Origin of the sequence: Streptomyces sp. NPDC091412, assembly GCF_044756885.1 — a bacterium.
Lineage (GTDB): Bacteria > Actinomycetota > Actinomycetes > Streptomycetales > Streptomycetaceae > Streptomyces.
The window spans coordinates 1-16,910 of sequence record NZ_JBIVTV010000045.1 but is presented as its reverse complement, the minus strand read 5'-3'; the positions used below and the strand labels follow the sequence as shown (position 1 = coordinate 16,910).

Sequence of the window (16,910 nt, the reverse complement as noted above, 5' to 3'; positions counted from 1 at the left end):
ACGCCGACGAGGCTGAGGTCACCGTTCTGACGGTGGGTCCGGAGGACGCCAAGGACGCGCTGCGCAAGGCGCTTTCGATGGGCGCCGACAAGGCGATCCACGTCGAGGACGACGACCTGCACGGCACGGACGCCATCGGCACCTCGCTGGTGCTGGCCAAGGCGGTCGAGAAGGCCGGCTACGACCTGGTGATCTCCGGCATGGCCTCCACCGACGGCTCGATGGGTGTCGTTCCGGCGCTGCTGGCCGAGCGTCTTGGGGTGCCGCAGGTGACGCTGCTGGCCGAGGTGTCGGTCGAGGACGGCACCGTGAAGGGCCGCCGGGACGGCGACGCCGCCTCGGAGCAGCTGGAGGCTTCCCTGCCAGCGGTGGTGTCGGTGACCGACCAGTCGGGTGAGGCCCGTTACCCGTCCTTCAAGGGCATCTTGGCGGCCAAGAAGAAGCCGGTTCAGTCCTGGGACCTGTCCGACCTGGACATCGACGCGGACGAGGTCGGCCTGGAGAACGCCTGGACCACGGTCGACTCCGCCGCGGAGCGTCCGGCCCGTACCGCGGGCACGATCGTCAAGGACGAGGGCGAGGGCGGCAGGCAGCTCGCTGAGTTCCTCGCGAGCCAGAAGTTCATCTGAGGCCCGCAGTCCGCCGACCCGCCCCGCACACTTCGCAAGCAGGAGAGAAGAAGTCCCATGGCTGAAGTTCTCGTCTACGTCGACCACGTGGACGGCGCCGTCCGCAAGCCCACGCTGGAGCTGCTGACCCTGGCCCGGCGGATCGGCGAGCCGGTCGCCGTCGCGCTCGGCCCCGGTGCCGGCGACACCGCCGCGACGCTGGCCGAGCACGGCGCGGCGCGGGTGCTCACCCACGACGCCGCCGAGTACGCCGACTACCTGGTGGTGCCGAAGGTGGACGCCCTGCAGGCCGCCTACGAGGCAGTCTCCCCGGCCGCGGTGCTGGTGCCGTCCTCGACCGAGGGCAAGGAGATCGCGGCGCGTCTGGCGCTGCGCATCGGTTCGGGCATCCTGACCGACGCGGTCGACCTGGAGGCCGGCGAGGCCGGTCCGGTGGCCACCCAGTCGGTGTTCGCCGCCTCCTACAGCACCAAGTCCCGTGTCACCAAGGGCACCTCGGTCATCACCATCAAGCCCAACAGCGCCGCCGTGGAGCCGGCTCCGGCCGCGGGCGCGGTCGAGCAGCTGTCGGTGTCGTTCTCCGGGCAGGCCACCGGTACGAAGATCACCGGCCGCATCGCCCGTGAGTCCACCGGGCGCCCGGAGCTGACCGAGGCGGCGATCGTGGTCTCCGGTGGCCGTGGCGTCAACGGCGCGGAGAACTTCGCGGTCATCGAGGCGCTCGCCGACTCCCTCGGCGCGGCCGTGGGCGCCTCGCGTGCCGCCGTCGACGCCGGCTGGTACCCGCACACCCAGCAGGTCGGCCAGACCGGTAAGTCCGTCTCGCCGCAGCTGTACATCGCCAACGGCATCTCCGGCGCGATCCAGCACCGCGCCGGCATGCAGACCTCGAAGACCATCGTGGCGGTCAACAAGGACTCCGAGGCCCCGATCTTCGACCTGGTCGACTACGGCGTGGTCGGCGACCTGTTCGGGGTCGTCCCGCAGCTCACCGAGGAGATCAAGGCCCGCAAGGGCTGAATCCCGCCCCGGAGGGTCTGTCCTTCGAGCGACCCTGTCTCACATTCGGTGCTAGCGGAGGGTGATGCTGTTCGAGGAGGATGCAGTGGCGGAGGAGGGGGGAGGCCCCGAGCAGCTCGAGCCGCGTCTGGGCCTTCGAGGTCCAGCGCCGTCCGTGGAGCAACTGCGTTGGGATTCTCCTTCCGGGCGCGGGCACCGGAACGGCCTCGCTCAGCTCCACGCACCAGGAATCGTCTGGCAGAGCGTAGTGGAACTGCAGACCGGTGACGGACCTTGTACAGGTGCGGACACCTCGACCACTGCGACCGCGGATGCTCACACTCCTTGAAGAATGACCCCATCCCACGAACCAGGGAAGCGGAACTCACGATTGCTGACTTCTCCAGGACCGATGATGACGGTTTGCTGACCGTCGGCGGTCCGGGCCGCCGCTGACCTGCACTAATGTGCGGATGGTTCGCTATGTTCTGGAACTGCATCGCCCGCTCCCAGGAGGAGATCGCCCAGGCCCGCCGCGACTGGATGGAGGGCACCCGATTCGGCGAGGTGAAGGGCTACGACGGCGCCCCGCTGCCGGCCCCCGAGCTACCGCCGTCGCCGCTGAAGCCACGGGGAAGGGTTCGCTGACCTGCGGAGACGGCTGATCGGTCGGTGGAAGGTGGACGACTCGCCGTCGTGCGTTGTCTCCCGTCCCTCCATCGCGACTCAGTGCTCGGCCTGTCGGCTTGTGGGAATCCGGCAAGGTGCCGATGGGCCGAAGAGGACCCGACCGCGTCCTGGTCCCGTCACCCAGCCCAAGAACGTTGCGGGCGCCGCCCCGCGCAAGCGTTACTGCCGGTTGAGATTCCGGAGCCGTCCGATGGACATCTGAAGAGCGCCGAAGGCGCGATCCGCGTCCTGCGGGGTGACACGGGTGGCAGGCAGGATGCCGTTACGCGCGTTACGCATGCGGGCGTACGTGTCGAAGCTGACGAGAACCTGCCGGATCGCTGATTCCCAGGACTCGGACGGGGACGAGGAAGAAGGCTGCTGGGGGGACATCGTGAGACTCCATCGGGACGGCGGCTGCTGATTCGGACCACGACGGATCCATCGCCGACCAGACTTCCCGGCACACCATCCGCCCGACAGAGCAAGGCGAACTGCCACCACACTACCTGTGCCAACACCAGCGCGACACACATATGGCCCACTCAACGCAGAACCGATGAGGCGGGCCAGTCCGGGCGGCAGAGGGGCCGGGTTCTGATCGATGGGCAGGTGAGCTCCGGCGGTCATCGGCCTGGGCCCGCAGTTGGTGGCGGAACTCCAGCTCGGCGATCGGCCGACTTGTGGTGTTCGTGGCAAAACAGGTGAGGCGTCGGCCCCGAGGTTCGAGGAATGGCTGGGTGCAGGGGCCGCCCAGGGCACTGTGCCCGCTCCGCAGGTATCGACGCCGGACGATCAAGAGGCTGGGTCGGTCTCGTCCCTCGTCCGGTCGACCACGAACCGCGTGGCATCGGACAAGGTGGTCAGTTCCGGGTAGTCCTCCTCGTCGATCCGGATTCCCGTGCGCTCGGACAGCAGCTCCACCAGGCTGAGGAAGTCGAGCGAATCCAGTTCGAGCACGTCACGGAACTTGTCGTCCGGTCCGACCAGACTGAAGTCCGCGTCGGGAACGATCCGGCTGATCGACTCCTCGATCACGGTCCTGGCCTCCGCGTTGTCCAGGGGCTTCATCCGACTCACAACTCCTCCGGTTTCTGCAGCAGTCGGCCGATCGCCGTCAGGTAGCGTGCCCCTACGGCACCGTCCGAGGCCCGGTGGTCGGCCGCCAGGGTCGCCGTCACCACCGGACGCACGCCGAGCATGCCATCCGAGGCCCAGGGCCGCTCGACAACCGCGCCGAAGCCGACCAGGGCCACCTGAGGCGGATGGATGACGCCGAACACCGTCTCCACGCCGAGGTCGCCCAGGCTGGTGACGGTCAGGGTGGCCCCGGTCGTCTCGCTGCCACGCAACCGTCCCCGGCGGGCGCGCTGGACCAGATCCTTGAGACGGGCCATGAGGGCGTCGGGCGGCAGCGTGTCGGCGCGGTGGATGACCGGCGCGAGCAGTCCGCCCTGCCGGAGCGACACCGCGACCCCCAGGTTGACCTCGGAACCGGGGACGAACCTGTCGTTCTGCCAGTAGCCGTTGAGACCCGGGACCTCATGCGTCGCCGCCGCGGCGGCCTTCAGCAGCAGGGCCGCCGGCGCGAGGCGGCCGGCAGGCGGACGACCGCGGTTGATGCGGCGCAGCCAGTCCCCGGCCGCCTTGAGGTCGATGGTGGTGGACAGGTAGTAGTGCGGGATTTCCCGTTTGGAGCGGCTCATGAGATCGGCGATGGCACGGCGCATGGCGTCCGTGCGCTGTTCCGGGCCGGTGCCGGTCGGTACGGTCGCGTGCGCGCGCTGCTCGCCGTCCCGTCGGCGCCGAGACGGCCGCTCGGGTCCGTTCCCCTTGGGCCTCCGGGTGCCTGCGCGCGTGGCCGTGCGTACGTCCGCCGCTCGAACCGCTCCGCCCTCCCCGGTGCCCCGTACCGCCGTGAGATCGATGCCGAGATCATGGGCGAGCCGCCGTGCGTACGGAGTGGCCCGTACCCTGGGGGCGCGCGGCGGCGAGGCGTGCTCCACGTCGGTACGAGTGATCCGTCCACCGGGTCCGGTGCCGTGCAGGGCCGTCAGGTCGACGCCCCGTAGCACCGCCAGATGCCGCACGAGCGGCCCGGCCCCGATGACCGAGTCGCCCCCGGCGCACAGCTCCCGCGGTGGTTGTGAGGCAGAACTGCCTGTCGAGCGTACGAGCTGCCTGGCCGGCTCGTCGCGGGATCCCGTGCGCACCGGCTCCTGGACGGGCCTGGACTCCCGGGCCACCTTGCGCGGAGGTTCCGGGCGTTCGTGCCGTGAGACCGGTTCTCCGCCGGTGTCCGCGCGCGTGGGCGTCTTCTGCGGGAGATGTCCCCCGACCGGCTCGGCGGCCATGGGCGGGACCGCGTCGGCCCCTGCCGTCGCCGGCGCCTCGGGGGCGCTCGCCCGCACGCCGGGCGCGGCCTCGCCTTCGATCACCGCGAGCGGTGTCCCCACTGCCACCCGGGTCCCCGGCGGAACGAGCAGCCGTCCCACGGTCCCGGACTCGAAGCACTCGACCTCGATGGCCGCCTTGTCGGTCTCCACGACCGCCACAACGTCGCCCTTGTGGACCTGGTCCCCCGGGGTCACGAGCCACTCCCGCAGCACTCCCTCATCCATGTCCGCGCCGAGTGAGGGCATGGTGAACGCGGCCATCTCAACCCGACCTCCCGGTGACCGGCTCCCATTGGGCCTCGTCGGCTCCGGCAGGCACGGGCTCGCCGACCGTGCGACACGCGGCTGCGACGATTCCGCCGACCTGCGGCAGCGCGGCCTCCTCCAGCCTGCGCGCGTACGGCACGGGAACTTCGGCGCTGCACACCCGTTCGACGGGGGCGTCGAGGTCGTAGAAGTGCTGTTCGGTGAGGCGCGCCGAGATCTCCGCAGCGAGGCTGCCGGTGCGCCAGCCCTCGTCGATGACAATGGCGCGATGTGTGCGCGCCACCGACTCGCCGATGGTGGCGTCGTCCAGTGGGCGCAGGGTACGCAGGTCGACGACCTCGGCGCTGATGCCGCCGCCGGCGAGATCGTCGGCGGCGGCCAGTGCCTTGGGCAGTGAGCCGCCGTAGGTGATCAGGGAGACGTCCGTGCCCGACCGGCGGACGGTCGCGTGGTCGATGTCGACCGGCCCCGCGTCGGCGGGCAGGTCACCGGAGACGTTGTACAGGCTGCCGTGCTCGAAGATCAGCGCGGGGTCCGGGTCGGCGAGTGCGGGGGCCAGCATGTACCGGGCGTCGGTGAGGGTCGCCGGGGCCAGGACGCGCAGGCCGGGGATGTGGGCGTACCAGCCCTCCAGGCTGTGCGAGTGCTGGGCCGCGAGCTGCCGTCCCGCGCCCGTGGTCATCCGGATCACGATCGGAACGGGCAGCTGGCCGCCGGACATGTGCAGCAGGGTCGCCGCGTTGTTGAGGATCTGGTCCAGGGCCAGCAGGCTGAAGTTGACCGTCATGATCTCGACGATCGGCCGCATGCCGCCCAGGGCCGCACCGATGCCGGCGCCCACGAACGCCGACTCGGACAACGGGGCGTCACGGATCCGCTCGGGCCCGAACTCCTCCAGCAGGCCGAGGCTGACGCCGAAGCAGCCGCCGTACCGGCCCACGTCCTCACCCATCAAGAACACTCGCTCGTCGTTGCGCAGCGCCTCCCGCAGGGCCTCGCGCATCGACTCCCGATAGGTCGTCCTGCGGTCCGGGGGCGTGGCGGACTTGGCGGTGCGCGTGCGGGTCGCGGTCATGGCCGCCTCGCCTCCACCGGGCTGGTCACGTACTTCAACAGATCCGCGACGGGTTCCTCGGGAGCCAGTTCGGCCGTCTCGACGGCACGGTCGATCTCGGCGGCCAAGCGGTCCTCCAGGGCGGTGCGGGCCTCGTCGGACAGCTCTTTCGTCTCCCGCAGCCGCTGGGCGAGCCCTTCGACCGGGTCGCGCTCCCTCCAGTGCTCGATCTCGGCCTTGTCGCGGTAGCGGTCGGGGTCGTACATGGAATGGGCGCGGAATCGGTAGGTCCGCATCTCCAGGAAGTGCGGTCCGGTTCCGGCACGTATCCCTTCGGCCGCCCGCCGGGCGGCGTCCTCGACGGCGAAGACGTCCATGCCGTCGACTGCCCAGGAGACCATGCCGTACCCGGCGGCACGCAGCGCGAGATCGGTGTGCGCCTGGTGACGGGCCAGGGCCGTGCCCATCGCGTACAGGTTGTTCTCGCAGACCAGCAGCAGGGGCAGTCCCCACAGCGCGGCCAGGTTGGCGGTCTCGTGGAACTCGCCCTCCGCGAAGGCACCGTCGCCGAAGAAACAGCAGGTGACACGGTTGTGACCGGTCATGCGGTCGGTGAGGGCGAGGCCGGCTGCCAGAGGCAGCCCGCCGCCGACGATCGCGTTGCCGCCGTAGAAGCGGCGGTCGGCGTCGAACAGGTGCATGGAGCCGCCACGGCCGCGGCTGCAGCCGGTGACCTTGCCGAACATCTCCGCCATGATCGCCTCGGCAGGAACCCCGCGGGCGAGTGCGTGCCCGTGTTCGCGGTACGTCGACACGACCGCGTCATCGTCCGCGAGCGCCTCGTTGACGCCGACGGCCACGGCCTCCTCACCGATGTAGAGATGCATGAAGCCCCGGATGCGCGCCGCGCTGTACAGTTCCACGCAGCGTTCCTCGAACCGGCGGACGCGCAGCATCGACTCCAGCAAGGCCAGTCGGTGCGCGGCCTGACGGTTCGGACGAGGGGCGGACCGCGGTGCGCGCGGCGTGCGGGTGGTGCTCATGCCGACTGTTCCGTCCTCTCCGAGGAGTCCTCCAGCGTGGAGATGTCGCCCTCCGGCAGGCCGAGTTCACGTGCCCGCAGCAGGCGCCGCATGACCTTGCCGCTGCGGGTGTGCGGCAGGTGCTGGTCGAAGGCGATGTCGCGGGGGGCCACGGCCGGGCCCAGTCGGCGCCTGGCGAAAGCCAGCAGATCCCGTCGCGTCGCGGTCGTCGCGTCGAAGCCCGGCCGCAGCGCGACGAAGGCCTTGACGATGTTCCCGGCCACGGGGTCGGGGCGGCCGATGACCCCTGCCTCGGCGACCGCCGGATGCTCCATCAGGGCGCTCTCGACCTCGAACGGCCCTATGAGATGTCCCGCCGACTTGATGACGTCGTCTGCACGCCCGACGAACCAGTACCAGCCGTCCGCGTCACGTCGTACCAGGTCGCCGGTGAGGTACCAGTCGTCCGCGAAGGCGGCGGCGGTGCGCTGCTCGTCGTTCAGATACCCGCGGAACATGGACGGCCACCCGGGCCGGAGCGCCAGCTCGCCCTCCACCCCGGGCTCCCCCAGGGCGGTGACGTGCCCTTCGGTGACCTCGGCACGGCCGTCCAGGCCGCGCCGCAGCACCGCCGCCTCCACCCCGGGCAGCGGGCGCCCCATCGAGCCGGGACGGATGTCGCAGGCGGCGAAGTTGGCGATCATGATGGCGCCGGTCTCGGTCTGCCACCAGTTGTCGTGCACCGGCAGTCCGAGCACGTCCCGCCCCCACACCACCGCCTCCGGATTGAGCGGCTCGCCGACCGACGCGATGAACCGCAGCGCGCTCAGGTCGAACGAGCGGGGCAGGTCGTACGGCCCGGTCCTCGGCGTCGTCCGCATCAGCATGCGCAGCGCCGTCGGCGCCGTGTACCAGACGCTCACCCGCTGCTCGGCGAGGATCCGGTACCAACGGCGGGCGTCGTAGTCGCCCTCGTCCACCACCACCGTCACACCGTGCATGAGCGGTGCGACGATCCCGTAGGACATGCCGGTGACCCAGCCCGGGTCCGCAGTGCACCAGAACACGTCGTCCTGGTGGAGGTCGAGGGCGTACAGCGCGGTCATGTAGTGGGCGACGGCCGCCTCGTGCACGTGCACCGCGCCCTTGGGGCTGCCGGTCGTGCCGCTGGTGTAGTGCAGCAGGGCCATGTCGCGGGGCGAGGTCGGCGGGATGGTGAAGGTGTCGGGGGCGTCGGCCATGAGCGCGGCGAGGGACAGGGTGCCGGGCAGGTCGTCCGCGCCCTCGCCGACGATCAGTACGTGGCGCAGACCCGGCAGTGCCTCGTGCTGTCCGGCGACCTTCCTGCGATACAGGTCCGACGTGGTGACCATGACCCGGGCGTCACACAGCCGCAGCCGCTGAGCCACCGGGTCCGGTCCGAAGGCGGAGAACAACGGGCACAGGACACTGGTGTTCTTCAGTGTGCCGAGGACCACGGTGTACAGCTCGGGGCAGCGCCCCAGCAGCGTCACCACCCGGTCGCCCCGGCCGATCCCGAGCGTACGGAGCACGTTGGCGAATCGCGACGTTGCACGCGCCAGGTCCCCGTAGGTCACGCAGTTCACGGAGTCGTCCCGCGCGACACAGCGCAGCGCCACCGCCTTCGCGCAGGCCGATGCCGCGTGCCGGTCCACGGCCTCGTGCGCGATGTTCAGTCCCCGCCCGCCTGGCAGCCCCTGCAGCCTGGCTCGCGCCTTCGACCACGAGAAGTCCGCACACTCCTTGTCGTAGTCGCCCAGATTGGGGGCAACCCGGGGCACGGTGTCCTTCCGGATGGTCTCCCACCGCATGCCGGCCCCTCCTTCCTGCGGGCCTTCTTCGACCTTCCGCCCGGTTTGTCCCGCCCGCATTGGGCCGAACGGCCCCGGTGCGTGGCCGGACGGCTCAGGTCCACGGTTGCCGCTTGCTCCAGACTGATGACCAGGTCACGTCCCGGGGGGTGATGCGTATGGCGCCTTCGCTGCGGCTCACGCTGCTGGGCGTGGGCGCCATGGCGTCCCCGCGTTTCGCGCCGGCCGGACTGCTGGTCGCCAGTGGCCGCCATCGTGTCGCCTTCGACGGCGGTCCCGGTGCGGAGCCGCCCGAGGGCCGGCTGGATGCCTGGCTCGTCACCGACGAGCACGCCGAACTCCGCTCCGCCCTGCGGCGTATGGCCGCCGAACGCGGGCTGCTGCCGTGCATGACGGACGTGGACGCCGGCGGGCTGCGTGTCCGCGTGCTGCCGGTTGCGCACACCTCCCATCCGACCTGCGGTTACCGCATCGAGGGAGAGGCGGGGGTGGTGGTGTGGGCGCCGGAGTTCTGGACCTTCCCGCTCTGGGCGGCACAAGCGGATCTGATGTTCGCGGAGGCCTCGGGCTGGGACCGCCCCATCCGCTTCCGCGGTGGAGTGGGTGGACACGCTCCCGTGCGCGATGTCGGCGCGGAAGCGGCACGGAACCGGATCGGCCGCCTGGTCTACGCGCATATCGGCCGCCCCTGCCTGCGGGCGATGGACGCCGGTCTGACGCCCGAGTACGGGGAGTGGGGTCGGGAGGGCCGCACGTACGTCCTCCCATCGCACCACCGAGGGTGTTGATCGTCGACTGAAGCCGACAGGGCAAAACAGGATCAAACGGGACCAATGGACCCCTGGGCGTGCCCGCATGGCTCTGTCGGCATGCCGACGTGGCCGGAAATGCTGCGGTTGTAGGCCTCGAAGGGCGGCGGGTCTCATGCGCCGTCCGCAGTGCCGAAGGAGGTCGGTCGTGGATGCCGACGCCGCAGTGAACGTCTCCCCGGCCCTCGCGTCCGACGGGCATGTCATGGGCAAGGACGGTATGGCCGCGCTCCTGGACGTGCTGGTCCGGCGAGGATTCACCGTGATCGGCCCCACGGTGCAAGACGGTGCGATCGTGCTGGCCGAACTGCGGTCGGCCGACGAGTTGCCGTACGGGTGGGGCGTGGAGTTGGAGGCCGGGCGGTACCGGCTTCGGGAGCGGCCGGACGGCGCTGCCTTCGCGAACGCGGCGGGTCCCCAGTCGTGGAAGCCGTTCCTGCATCCACCGCGGGTGCGGGAGTGGAGCGCCGATCGGGTCGAGGGCGAGCTGGTCCTCACGGCCGAGCAGGCCGCACCGCCTCGATACGCCTTCCTGGGGGTGCGCCCCTGCGATCTTCGGGCCATCGCCATCCAGGACCGGGTGCTGACCGGTGGGACGTACCGCGACCCCGTCTACGCGGGGCGGCGCTCAGGGGCGCTGCTGATCGTGGTCGAGTGCACGGAGCCCGGCGCCACGTGCTTCTGCGTCTCGATGGGCACCGGGCCCGCTGCCGGTCCCGGCTACGACCTGGTCATGACCGAAGTGGTCGACGAGGGCGGGCACCGCTTCTGGATCCGCGGCGGCAGTCAGGAAGGCGAGGAGATCCTGGCCGAACTGCCCGCGCGTCCGGCCGACTCGGAAACCCGGGAAACGGCGCGCGCAGACGTCACGGCCGCCGCGACCCGCATGGGACGGAGCATGCCCGAAGCCGACCTGCGGGAGCTGATGGCCGGCACGCTCGACGCCCCCCGCTGGGACGACGTCGCCGGGCGGTGCCTGACCTGCGGCAACTGCACCATGGTCTGCCCCACCTGCTTCTGCACCACCACCGAGGACGTCACGGACCTCACCGGCGACCACGCGGAGCGGTGGCGGCTGTGGGACTCCTGCTTCGACCTGGACTTCTCCCATCTGAACGGCGGCCCGGTCCGCGCCTCGGCGCGCAGCCGCTACCGGCAGTGGATGACTCACAAACTCGGCACCTGGTACGACCAGTTCGGCTCGTCCGGCTGTGTGGGCTGCGGACGGTGCATCGTGTGGTGCCCGGTCGGCATCGACATCACCGAGGAAGCCGCCGCTCTGCACGACTGGACACAGTCCGGCGTACAGCCTTCGGGGCCGGAGGAGCGATGACCACCCTGCCGCCCCCGCTGCCGTACCGCGTCGCCGACGTCCGGGCCGAGACCGGCGACACCCGGTCGATCGAGTTGGTACCGGCAGGAGGAGCACTCGCGCCCTTCTCACCGGGGCAGTTCGCGATGATCTACGCCTTCGGGGTCGGCGAGGTGCCCATCTCGGCCAGTGCCCTGCGTGGCCGTCATGGGGGGCTCGTGCACACCGTGCGTGCGGTCGGCGCGGTCTCGACCGCCCTGTACCGGCTGCGCCCGGGGGAAAACGTCGGACTCAGCGGGCCGTACGGCAACGGCTGGGACCTCGAAGCGGCAGCCGGCCACGATGTGCTGGTGATCGCCGGCGGCATCGGGCTGGCTCCGCTGCGGCCGGTCGTACACGCGGTCCTGGACCGGCCGGACGGCTACGGCCGGCTCGCGGTCCTGGTGGGCGCCCGTACCCCTGCCGATCTGGTCTACCGGGAAGAGATCGAGAGCTGGCGCGGCCGGGCCCGGGTGGAGGTGACCGTCGACCGGCCCGGGCCCGGCCGGCACGGTGCGGTGGGCGTGGTCACCACGCTCCTCGACCGCCTTGAGCTGCGCCCCGAACGGACCTGCGCGCTCGTGTGCGGACCCGAGGTGATGATCCGGCACACCGCACGCGCCCTCTTGCTCCGGGGCCTGGCCCCACAGCGCGTTCAGGTGTCCTTGGAACGCAATATGCGCTGCGCCACCGGCCATTGCGGCCACTGCCAGCTCGGCCCGCTCCTGCTGTGCCGCGACGGTCCGGTCGTCGGCTACGACCGCGTGGCACACCTGCTCCTCGTAAGGGAGTTGTGACATGGTCACCGAGCTCGGACCGGCCACCGATCCACGGCCGGCGCTCGCCGTGTGGAAGTTCGCCTCCTGCGACGGCTGCCAACTGACCCTGCTCGACTGCGAGGACGAACTCCTCGGCCTCACCGAGCGCGTACGGATCGACCACTTCGTGGAGATGACCCCGGTCGAGGGCGCTGACGGTAAGCGCGCGCGGCTGGAGGGCCGCGGGCCGTACGACCTCTCCCTGGTCGAAGGATCGATCACCACCGCCGAGGACGCCGAGCGGATCCAGGGCATACGCCGCGCCTCCCGGTACCTGGTGACCATCGGAGCCTGCGCCACCGCGGGCGGCATCCAGGCGCTGCGCGACTTCGCCGACGTCGACGAGTTCCTCGCCGCGGTCTACGCCCATCCGGAGTACATCGCCACGCTGGAGACCTCGACACCGATCTCGGCCCATGTCCCGGTCGACTTCGAACTGCGCGGCTGCCCCATCGACCGCCGCCAGCTCCTCGAAGTCATCACCGCCTTCCTGGCCGGACGCAAGCCCCAGATCCCGAGCCACAGTGTCTGCTTCGAGTGCAAGAGGCGCGGGACCACCTGCATCACCGTGGCCCACGGCACCCCCTGTCTGGGCCCGGTCACGCAGGCCGGGTGCGGAGCCCTCTGCCCCGCCTACGGACGCGGATGCTACGGCTGCTTCGGACCCACGAGCCGGCCCAACCTGCGCTCCATGGTCGCGCAGCTGCGCCACGACGGGATGAGCGAGCAGGACATCCAGCGTGTCTTCCGCACCTTCAACGCCACGTCACCGGAATATGCCTCCGTACCCGACCTCGCGGTCGAGGAGCGGCACAGCCCTCGCGCCCGGAGAGAAACCCACCCGGAAAGGCCGGCATGAACCCTCGCGGAACCCGTGTCCTGCGACTTGACGCGCTGGCCAGGGTGGAAGGCGAAGCGGCCCTTCACCTGCGCATCCAGGAGGGCACCGTCACGGAGACGCGGCTGCGCATTTACGAACCGCCACGCTTCTTCGAGGCCTTTCTGACCGGCCGGGGCCACACCGAACCCCCCGACATCACCGCCCGCATCTGCGGCATCTGCCCGGTCGCCTACCAGATGAGCGCCTGCCAGGCGATCGAGAACGCCTGCGGTGTCACGGTGGACGGCCCCTTGGCGGAACTGCGCCGCCTCCTGTACTGCGGCGAGTGGATCGAGAGCCACACCCTGCACATCTACCTGCTGCACGCTCCGGACTTCCTCGGGCGAGCCGATGTCGTGGAGCTGGCCCGCGACCAGCGAGCCGCCGTAGAGCGCGGCCTGAGGATCAAGCAGACCGGCAACGCGATCCTCGAACAGCTCGGCGGCCGCCCCATCCATCCCGTCAACGTCCGGGTCGGCGGCTTCTACCGCACGCCGGCACCGGACGAACTCCGCCCACTGGCGGCACGGCTGCTACAGGCCCGGGAAGACGCGCTGGAGACCGTCCGCTGGGTCGCGGCGTTCGACTTTCCCGACGCCGTGTGCGACCACGACCTGTTCGCACTGCGTGACCCCGGCCGCTACGCCGTCGACTCCGGAACACCGGCGGTCATGGCCGCTCATGGCCAGGGTCCGGCGCTGCGCGAGTTCCCCCTGTCCGACTTCGAACAGCACGTCCAGGAAGGGCAGGTACCGCATTCCACCGCTCTGACCGCCACTCTGGACGGCCGCCGCCATCTGACCGGCCCGCTGGCCCGCTACGCGATCAACGGCCGGTGGCTGTACCCCGCGGCCGCCGAGGCGGCGCGGGACGCTGGCCTGGGCGACCCGCTGACCGGCGCCATCTGCGACAACCCCTTCCGGAGCATCGTCGTACGCGCCGTCGAGGTGGTCCAGGCCGTCGAGGAGGCCCTGCGGATCATCGACGGATACGAACGACCAGCCCGGCCGGCCATCGAGGTCCCGCCCCGCCAGGGCGTCGGCGCCGGGGCCACCGAGGCGCCCCGGGGCCTGCTGTACCACCGCTACGCCCTCGCGGAGGACGGCACTCTCACCGAGGCCCGCATCGTCCCGCCCACGGCCCAGAACCAGACCGCCATCGAGGAGGACGTGCGCCGGGCCGTCCAGGCGCGCCTGGACACGGCCGGGCCCGTCGCCGGCGACGAGGAGCTCACCCACCTGTGCGAACGGACTATCCGCAATCACGATCCCTGCATCTCCTGCGCCGCCCACTTCCTCGACGTGACCGTGGAACGCCCATGAGCGGCCGGGTCGTGGTGATCGGTGTGGGCAACTCGCTGCGCGGTGACGACGGAGTCGGCCCGGCAGCGGTGGAGGCGTTGCGGGGCCGCGTTCCCGACGGCACCGTCCTGGCCGTCAGCGACGGCGAACCCGCGCGCATGCTCGACCTGTGGCACGACGCGGACACGGTGGTCGTACTGGAAGCCCTCCGAGCCGGGTCGGCCCGGCCGGGGGAGTTGCGCACTCTGACGGCGGCGGAGGCGACCGGCCGCACGGCGGGCACGGCGAGCACGCACGCGCTCGGCCTCGGAGAGTGCCTCGCGCTGGCCGAGGCCCTCGGTCAACTGCCGCCGACGCTCGTGGTGCACGCCGTGGAAGTCGCCGACATCGAACTCGGCACGGGCCTGAGCGAAGCGGTGCGATCAGCCCTCCCCGAGCTGATCGACCGCGCCGCCGCGTCCGTCCGACAGGCCTACGAACAGAACCGGGGGGTCTGAGGGGCCGGTGGCAATGAGGACCCCGCCGAAGCATCCGACGGCCGGCCCCTGCATCGCGGGTGCGGAACCGGCCGGTTTCTCCGTCTCGGCACCACATCCCGCGACACGACCATCAAGATCATCCGGGTCGCCGTCCTCGAAGCGCATATGTCCGGGCAGCGCCCCGAGCATCAGGACCGTGCCGCCGGGTGTCCGCGGCGAGCACGCTGTGCCCACCCAACCCGTCAACGGACTTCCACCGTTGAACCCTCACGCCACCTTTCGGGAGTGAGGGCGATGCCCGGGCGGCCGGAGGCAGAGGCGGGGCGCGGTACCGGATGGGCGGAGAGACGTCCCGCACGACCGGGCCCGATGTGGTGGCTGGTGGCCGTTGCCCTCGTGGCGGCCGTCGTCCTGGTTGCCCTCCTGCGCAGGCGTGAACTGGTCCAGGCGTATCACCTCATCACCGGAGTGCACCCGCTCCCAGTGGCGGTCGCCGTAGTGTGCGAGGCGTTGTCGATCGTGTGCTTCGCCGCGCTGTACCGCTGGCTGCTGGCGGCGGGCGGGGCCCGCTGGGGGCTGCGGCCCACGACGGGGATCGTCGTGGCTGCCAATGCCGTGGCGGGCGCATTGCCCGGCGGGGCGGCGTTCGCTGCGGCCTGGATCTTCAGGCAGTTGCGCCGTCGAGGCGTGGACCAGGTGGTCGCGGCGGCCGTGCTGGTGGTCGCCGGTGGACTTTCGGTACTCGGTCTGGCCGCCCTGCTCGTGGCCGCCACTGTCGCTGCGGGACCGGCAGAGCTGCGCGCCGTTCTGCTTCCCGGAGTCGGCGTGCTCGTCATCCTGGGGATCGCCCTGGCGGCGTTCGGAGCAACCCGCTTCGCCGGCTTCCGCGCAGCGGTGCGGCAGGCGTGGACGGACGCCGGGCGGCGCTCCCGTCGCATCCTGCAGGGCCAGGAGGCACTCGCCCAGCTGGTCGAGCAGGCTCACCACCTGCAACCCGGCCTGCGGCCCTGGCTGAGACCGTTCGCCTTCGCACTGTTGAACTGGTTCCTCGACGCCGCTTGCCTGGCCGCTGGCCTGTGGGCGCTGGGCATCCGCGTGCCCTGGCACGGTCTGCTGCTCGCCTACGTGCTCACCCAGATCCCCGGAAGCCTGCGCCTGACCCCGGGCAGCGTCGGCATCATCGAGACGAGCCTGTCCGCGCTACTCGTTCTGTACGGTCTGCAGCCCGGATCGGCGATCGCAGCGACGCTCCTGTACCGGGCCGTCAGCTATTGGGCCCTGCAGCCCGTCGGTTGGGCGTGCTGGCTCGTCATCACCTTCCAGGGCGGCGCGTCCCGCTCCGGGCCCCGCCGCTCGGCAGGATGCGGCAGGCTGAGCCGGTAGCAGTCGAAGGAGCGGAGCCAGGCGCCCGGCCACAGCGAACACGAGCTTCGTGCGGGCGAAGGCCGCCCCGCAGCGCGCACCCGTCCGGGGCCGGACCGCTGCCCCGCCGTGGCCGTTCGAATCTTGCTGGACCCGTACGCCTCCGCACGGTCAACCGCCCGGCAGTACGAGCGCGCACGTCTCCCCCGGTGCGATGGTCACCGTGCGGTCAGCGAGCACCACGCGGATCCGTGACTCCTCCGAGTCCGGCACGCTGATCTCCAGCAGCCCGCGTCGGCGTCGCACGCCCCGCGGTCGCCGTAGGCGCGACACGCGGTTCAAAAGGATCGTGCGGGCGATGGACGAGCTGCATGTGAGTGCCCTACCGGTCGTCGATGGGGAAGGGCGGGTCGTCGGTGTGGTGTCCGAGGCCGACCTGCTGCCCAAGGAGGAGTTCCGGAACCGAGAGCTCACCCGATTCGAGCGGATCCGCCGCCGGTTCGACCTGGCCAAGGCGGAGGGGATGACAGCCGAGCAGGTGGTGAGCCGGCCTGCCGTCGTGGTGCACCCGGACGCCACTCTGGCTCAGGCGGCTCGCCTCATGGCCGTGCATCGTGTCAAGCGGCTGCCCGTCGTCGATGACGAGGACACACTGTGTGGCATCGTCAGCCGCGGTGACCTTCTGAAGGTGTTCCTGCGGTCGGACGGGGACATCGAGGAGGAGGTCCGCCGCACGGTGGTGGCCTATCTGTTCCCTCTGCACGTCCATGCCATCCGTGTGTCGGTGCGGGAGGGGATCGTCACGCTCCGGGGGCCCGTCCACGACACCTCGCTCATCTGGGTTGCCGAGCGCCTCGTGCGCGGGCTGGAGGGCGTGGTGGACGTCGAGTCCCGGCTCAGTGGAGCTACTGGTGGGCCGGAGTGATGCAATCCAGCGGGCCGAGGTTCCTAGCTACTTGCCCCTGAAGAAGTCTGGGGGCTGCCTCTGGGTTGTCCTCTGGGGAGAGCTGGTAAGGGCGGGCCGTGGCCGCGACAGTGGAGG

At 71.0% G+C, this 16,910-nt stretch carries 16 protein-coding genes and 1 pseudogene; 11 read left to right on the top strand and 6 right to left on the bottom strand.

Translation table 11 applies throughout. The features are described from left to right. The 3 genes and pseudogenes from ACIQMV_RS38910 to ACIQMV_RS38900 all read left to right on the top strand — a co-directional run. A partial coding sequence (locus tag ACIQMV_RS38910; protein ID WP_402597835.1) for an electron transfer flavoprotein subunit beta/FixA family protein occupies positions 1 to 629 on the top strand: 629 nt, incomplete at its 5' end. A gap of 57 nt (positions 630 to 686) precedes the next feature. Then, complete coding sequence (locus tag ACIQMV_RS38905; RefSeq protein WP_402597833.1) at positions 687 to 1,649, top strand: electron transfer flavoprotein subunit alpha/FixB family protein; 963 nt, start codon at positions 687 to 689, stop codon at positions 1,647 to 1,649. Between the two features lie 462 nt (positions 1,650 to 2,111). Next, positions 2,112 to 2,276: pseudogene (locus tag ACIQMV_RS38900) on the top strand (pirin family protein); the annotation flags it as partial. Positions 2,277 to 3,092: 816 nt separating this feature from the next. Here the strand turns inward: ACIQMV_RS38900 and ACIQMV_RS38895 are convergent. The 5 genes from ACIQMV_RS38895 to acsA are packed head-to-tail and all read right to left on the bottom strand — an operon-like array spanning position 3,093 to position 8,868. Further along, complete coding sequence (locus ACIQMV_RS38895; RefSeq protein ID WP_402597832.1) at positions 3,093 to 3,368, bottom strand: acyl carrier protein; 276 nt, start codon at positions 3,366 to 3,368, stop codon at positions 3,093 to 3,095. 5 nt (positions 3,369 to 3,373) lie between these two features. After that, complete coding sequence (locus ACIQMV_RS38890; protein WP_402597831.1) at positions 3,374 to 4,954, bottom strand: dihydrolipoamide acetyltransferase family protein; 1,581 nt, start codon at positions 4,952 to 4,954, stop codon at positions 3,374 to 3,376. Between the two features lies 1 nt (position 4,955). Next, positions 4,956 to 6,035, bottom strand: a complete 1,080-nt coding sequence (locus ACIQMV_RS38885) for an alpha-ketoacid dehydrogenase subunit beta (RefSeq protein WP_402597830.1) — start codon at positions 6,033 to 6,035, stop codon at positions 4,956 to 4,958. Continuing rightward, on the bottom strand, positions 6,032 to 7,057 hold the full coding sequence (pdhA, locus tag ACIQMV_RS38880) for a pyruvate dehydrogenase (acetyl-transferring) E1 component subunit alpha (RefSeq protein WP_402597829.1): 1,026 nt from the start codon (positions 7,055 to 7,057) through the stop codon (positions 6,032 to 6,034). Before pdhA ends, ACIQMV_RS38885 begins: the two co-directional genes overlap by 4 nt. After that, the gene (gene acsA, locus ACIQMV_RS38875) at positions 7,054 to 8,868 is read right to left on the bottom strand and encodes an acetate--CoA ligase (protein ID WP_402597828.1); all 1,815 of its coding nucleotides are present in this window, start codon (positions 8,866 to 8,868) and stop codon (positions 7,054 to 7,056) included. The genes pdhA and acsA overlap by 4 nt, the downstream gene beginning before the upstream one ends. 158 nt (positions 8,869 to 9,026) lie before the next feature. Between acsA and ACIQMV_RS38870 the strand changes: the two genes are divergently transcribed. The 7 genes from ACIQMV_RS38870 (at position 9,027) to ACIQMV_RS38840 (ending at position 15,889) form a co-directional block, all read left to right on the top strand. Beyond that, positions 9,027 to 9,656 (top strand): hypothetical protein, encoded by a 630-nt coding sequence (locus tag ACIQMV_RS38870; protein WP_402597827.1) that lies wholly within the window; start codon positions 9,027 to 9,029, stop codon positions 9,654 to 9,656. Between the two features lie 226 nt (positions 9,657 to 9,882). Further along, entirely contained in the window at positions 9,883 to 11,010 is a 1,128-nt protein-coding gene (locus tag ACIQMV_RS38865; RefSeq protein ID WP_402597837.1) for a 4Fe-4S dicluster domain-containing protein, read from the top strand. Further along, positions 11,007 to 11,825 carry an FAD/NAD(P)-binding protein gene (locus tag ACIQMV_RS38860; protein WP_402597826.1) on the top strand — a complete coding sequence of 273 codons (819 nt, stop codon included), beginning with the start codon at positions 11,007 to 11,009 and terminating at the stop codon, positions 11,823 to 11,825. The genes ACIQMV_RS38865 and ACIQMV_RS38860 overlap by 4 nt, the downstream gene beginning before the upstream one ends. 1 nt (position 11,826) lies before the next feature. Next, the gene (locus ACIQMV_RS38855) at positions 11,827 to 12,705 is read left to right on the top strand and encodes an oxidoreductase (protein WP_402597825.1); all 879 of its coding nucleotides are present in this window, start codon (positions 11,827 to 11,829) and stop codon (positions 12,703 to 12,705) included. Further along, a complete protein-coding gene (locus ACIQMV_RS38850; protein WP_402597824.1) occupies positions 12,702 to 14,048 on the top strand; it encodes a Ni/Fe hydrogenase subunit alpha in 1,347 nt (448 codons plus the stop codon). The genes ACIQMV_RS38855 and ACIQMV_RS38850 overlap by 4 nt, the downstream gene beginning before the upstream one ends. Further along, entirely contained in the window at positions 14,045 to 14,524 is a 480-nt protein-coding gene (locus ACIQMV_RS38845; RefSeq protein ID WP_402597822.1) for a hydrogenase maturation protease, read from the top strand. Before ACIQMV_RS38850 ends, ACIQMV_RS38845 begins: the two co-directional genes overlap by 4 nt. A 363-nt stretch (positions 14,525 to 14,887) precedes the next feature. Then, the gene (locus tag ACIQMV_RS38840; RefSeq protein WP_402597821.1) at positions 14,888 to 15,889 is read left to right on the top strand and encodes a YbhN family protein; all 1,002 of its coding nucleotides are present in this window, start codon (positions 14,888 to 14,890) and stop codon (positions 15,887 to 15,889) included. 150 nt (positions 15,890 to 16,039) lie between these two features. On the opposite strand, the gene ACIQMV_RS38835 is transcribed toward ACIQMV_RS38840, so the two are convergent. After that, positions 16,040 to 16,174 carry a hypothetical protein gene (locus ACIQMV_RS38835; RefSeq protein WP_402597838.1) on the bottom strand — a complete coding sequence of 45 codons (135 nt, stop codon included), beginning with the start codon at positions 16,172 to 16,174 and terminating at the stop codon, positions 16,040 to 16,042. 52 nt (positions 16,175 to 16,226) lie between these two features. Between ACIQMV_RS38835 and ACIQMV_RS38830 the strand changes: the two genes are divergently transcribed. Continuing rightward, positions 16,227 to 16,793: a CBS domain-containing protein gene (locus ACIQMV_RS38830; RefSeq protein ID WP_402597820.1), complete on the top strand. Its 567-nt coding sequence runs from the start codon at positions 16,227 to 16,229 to the stop codon at positions 16,791 to 16,793. Positions 16,794 to 16,910 lie beyond the last annotated feature (117 nt).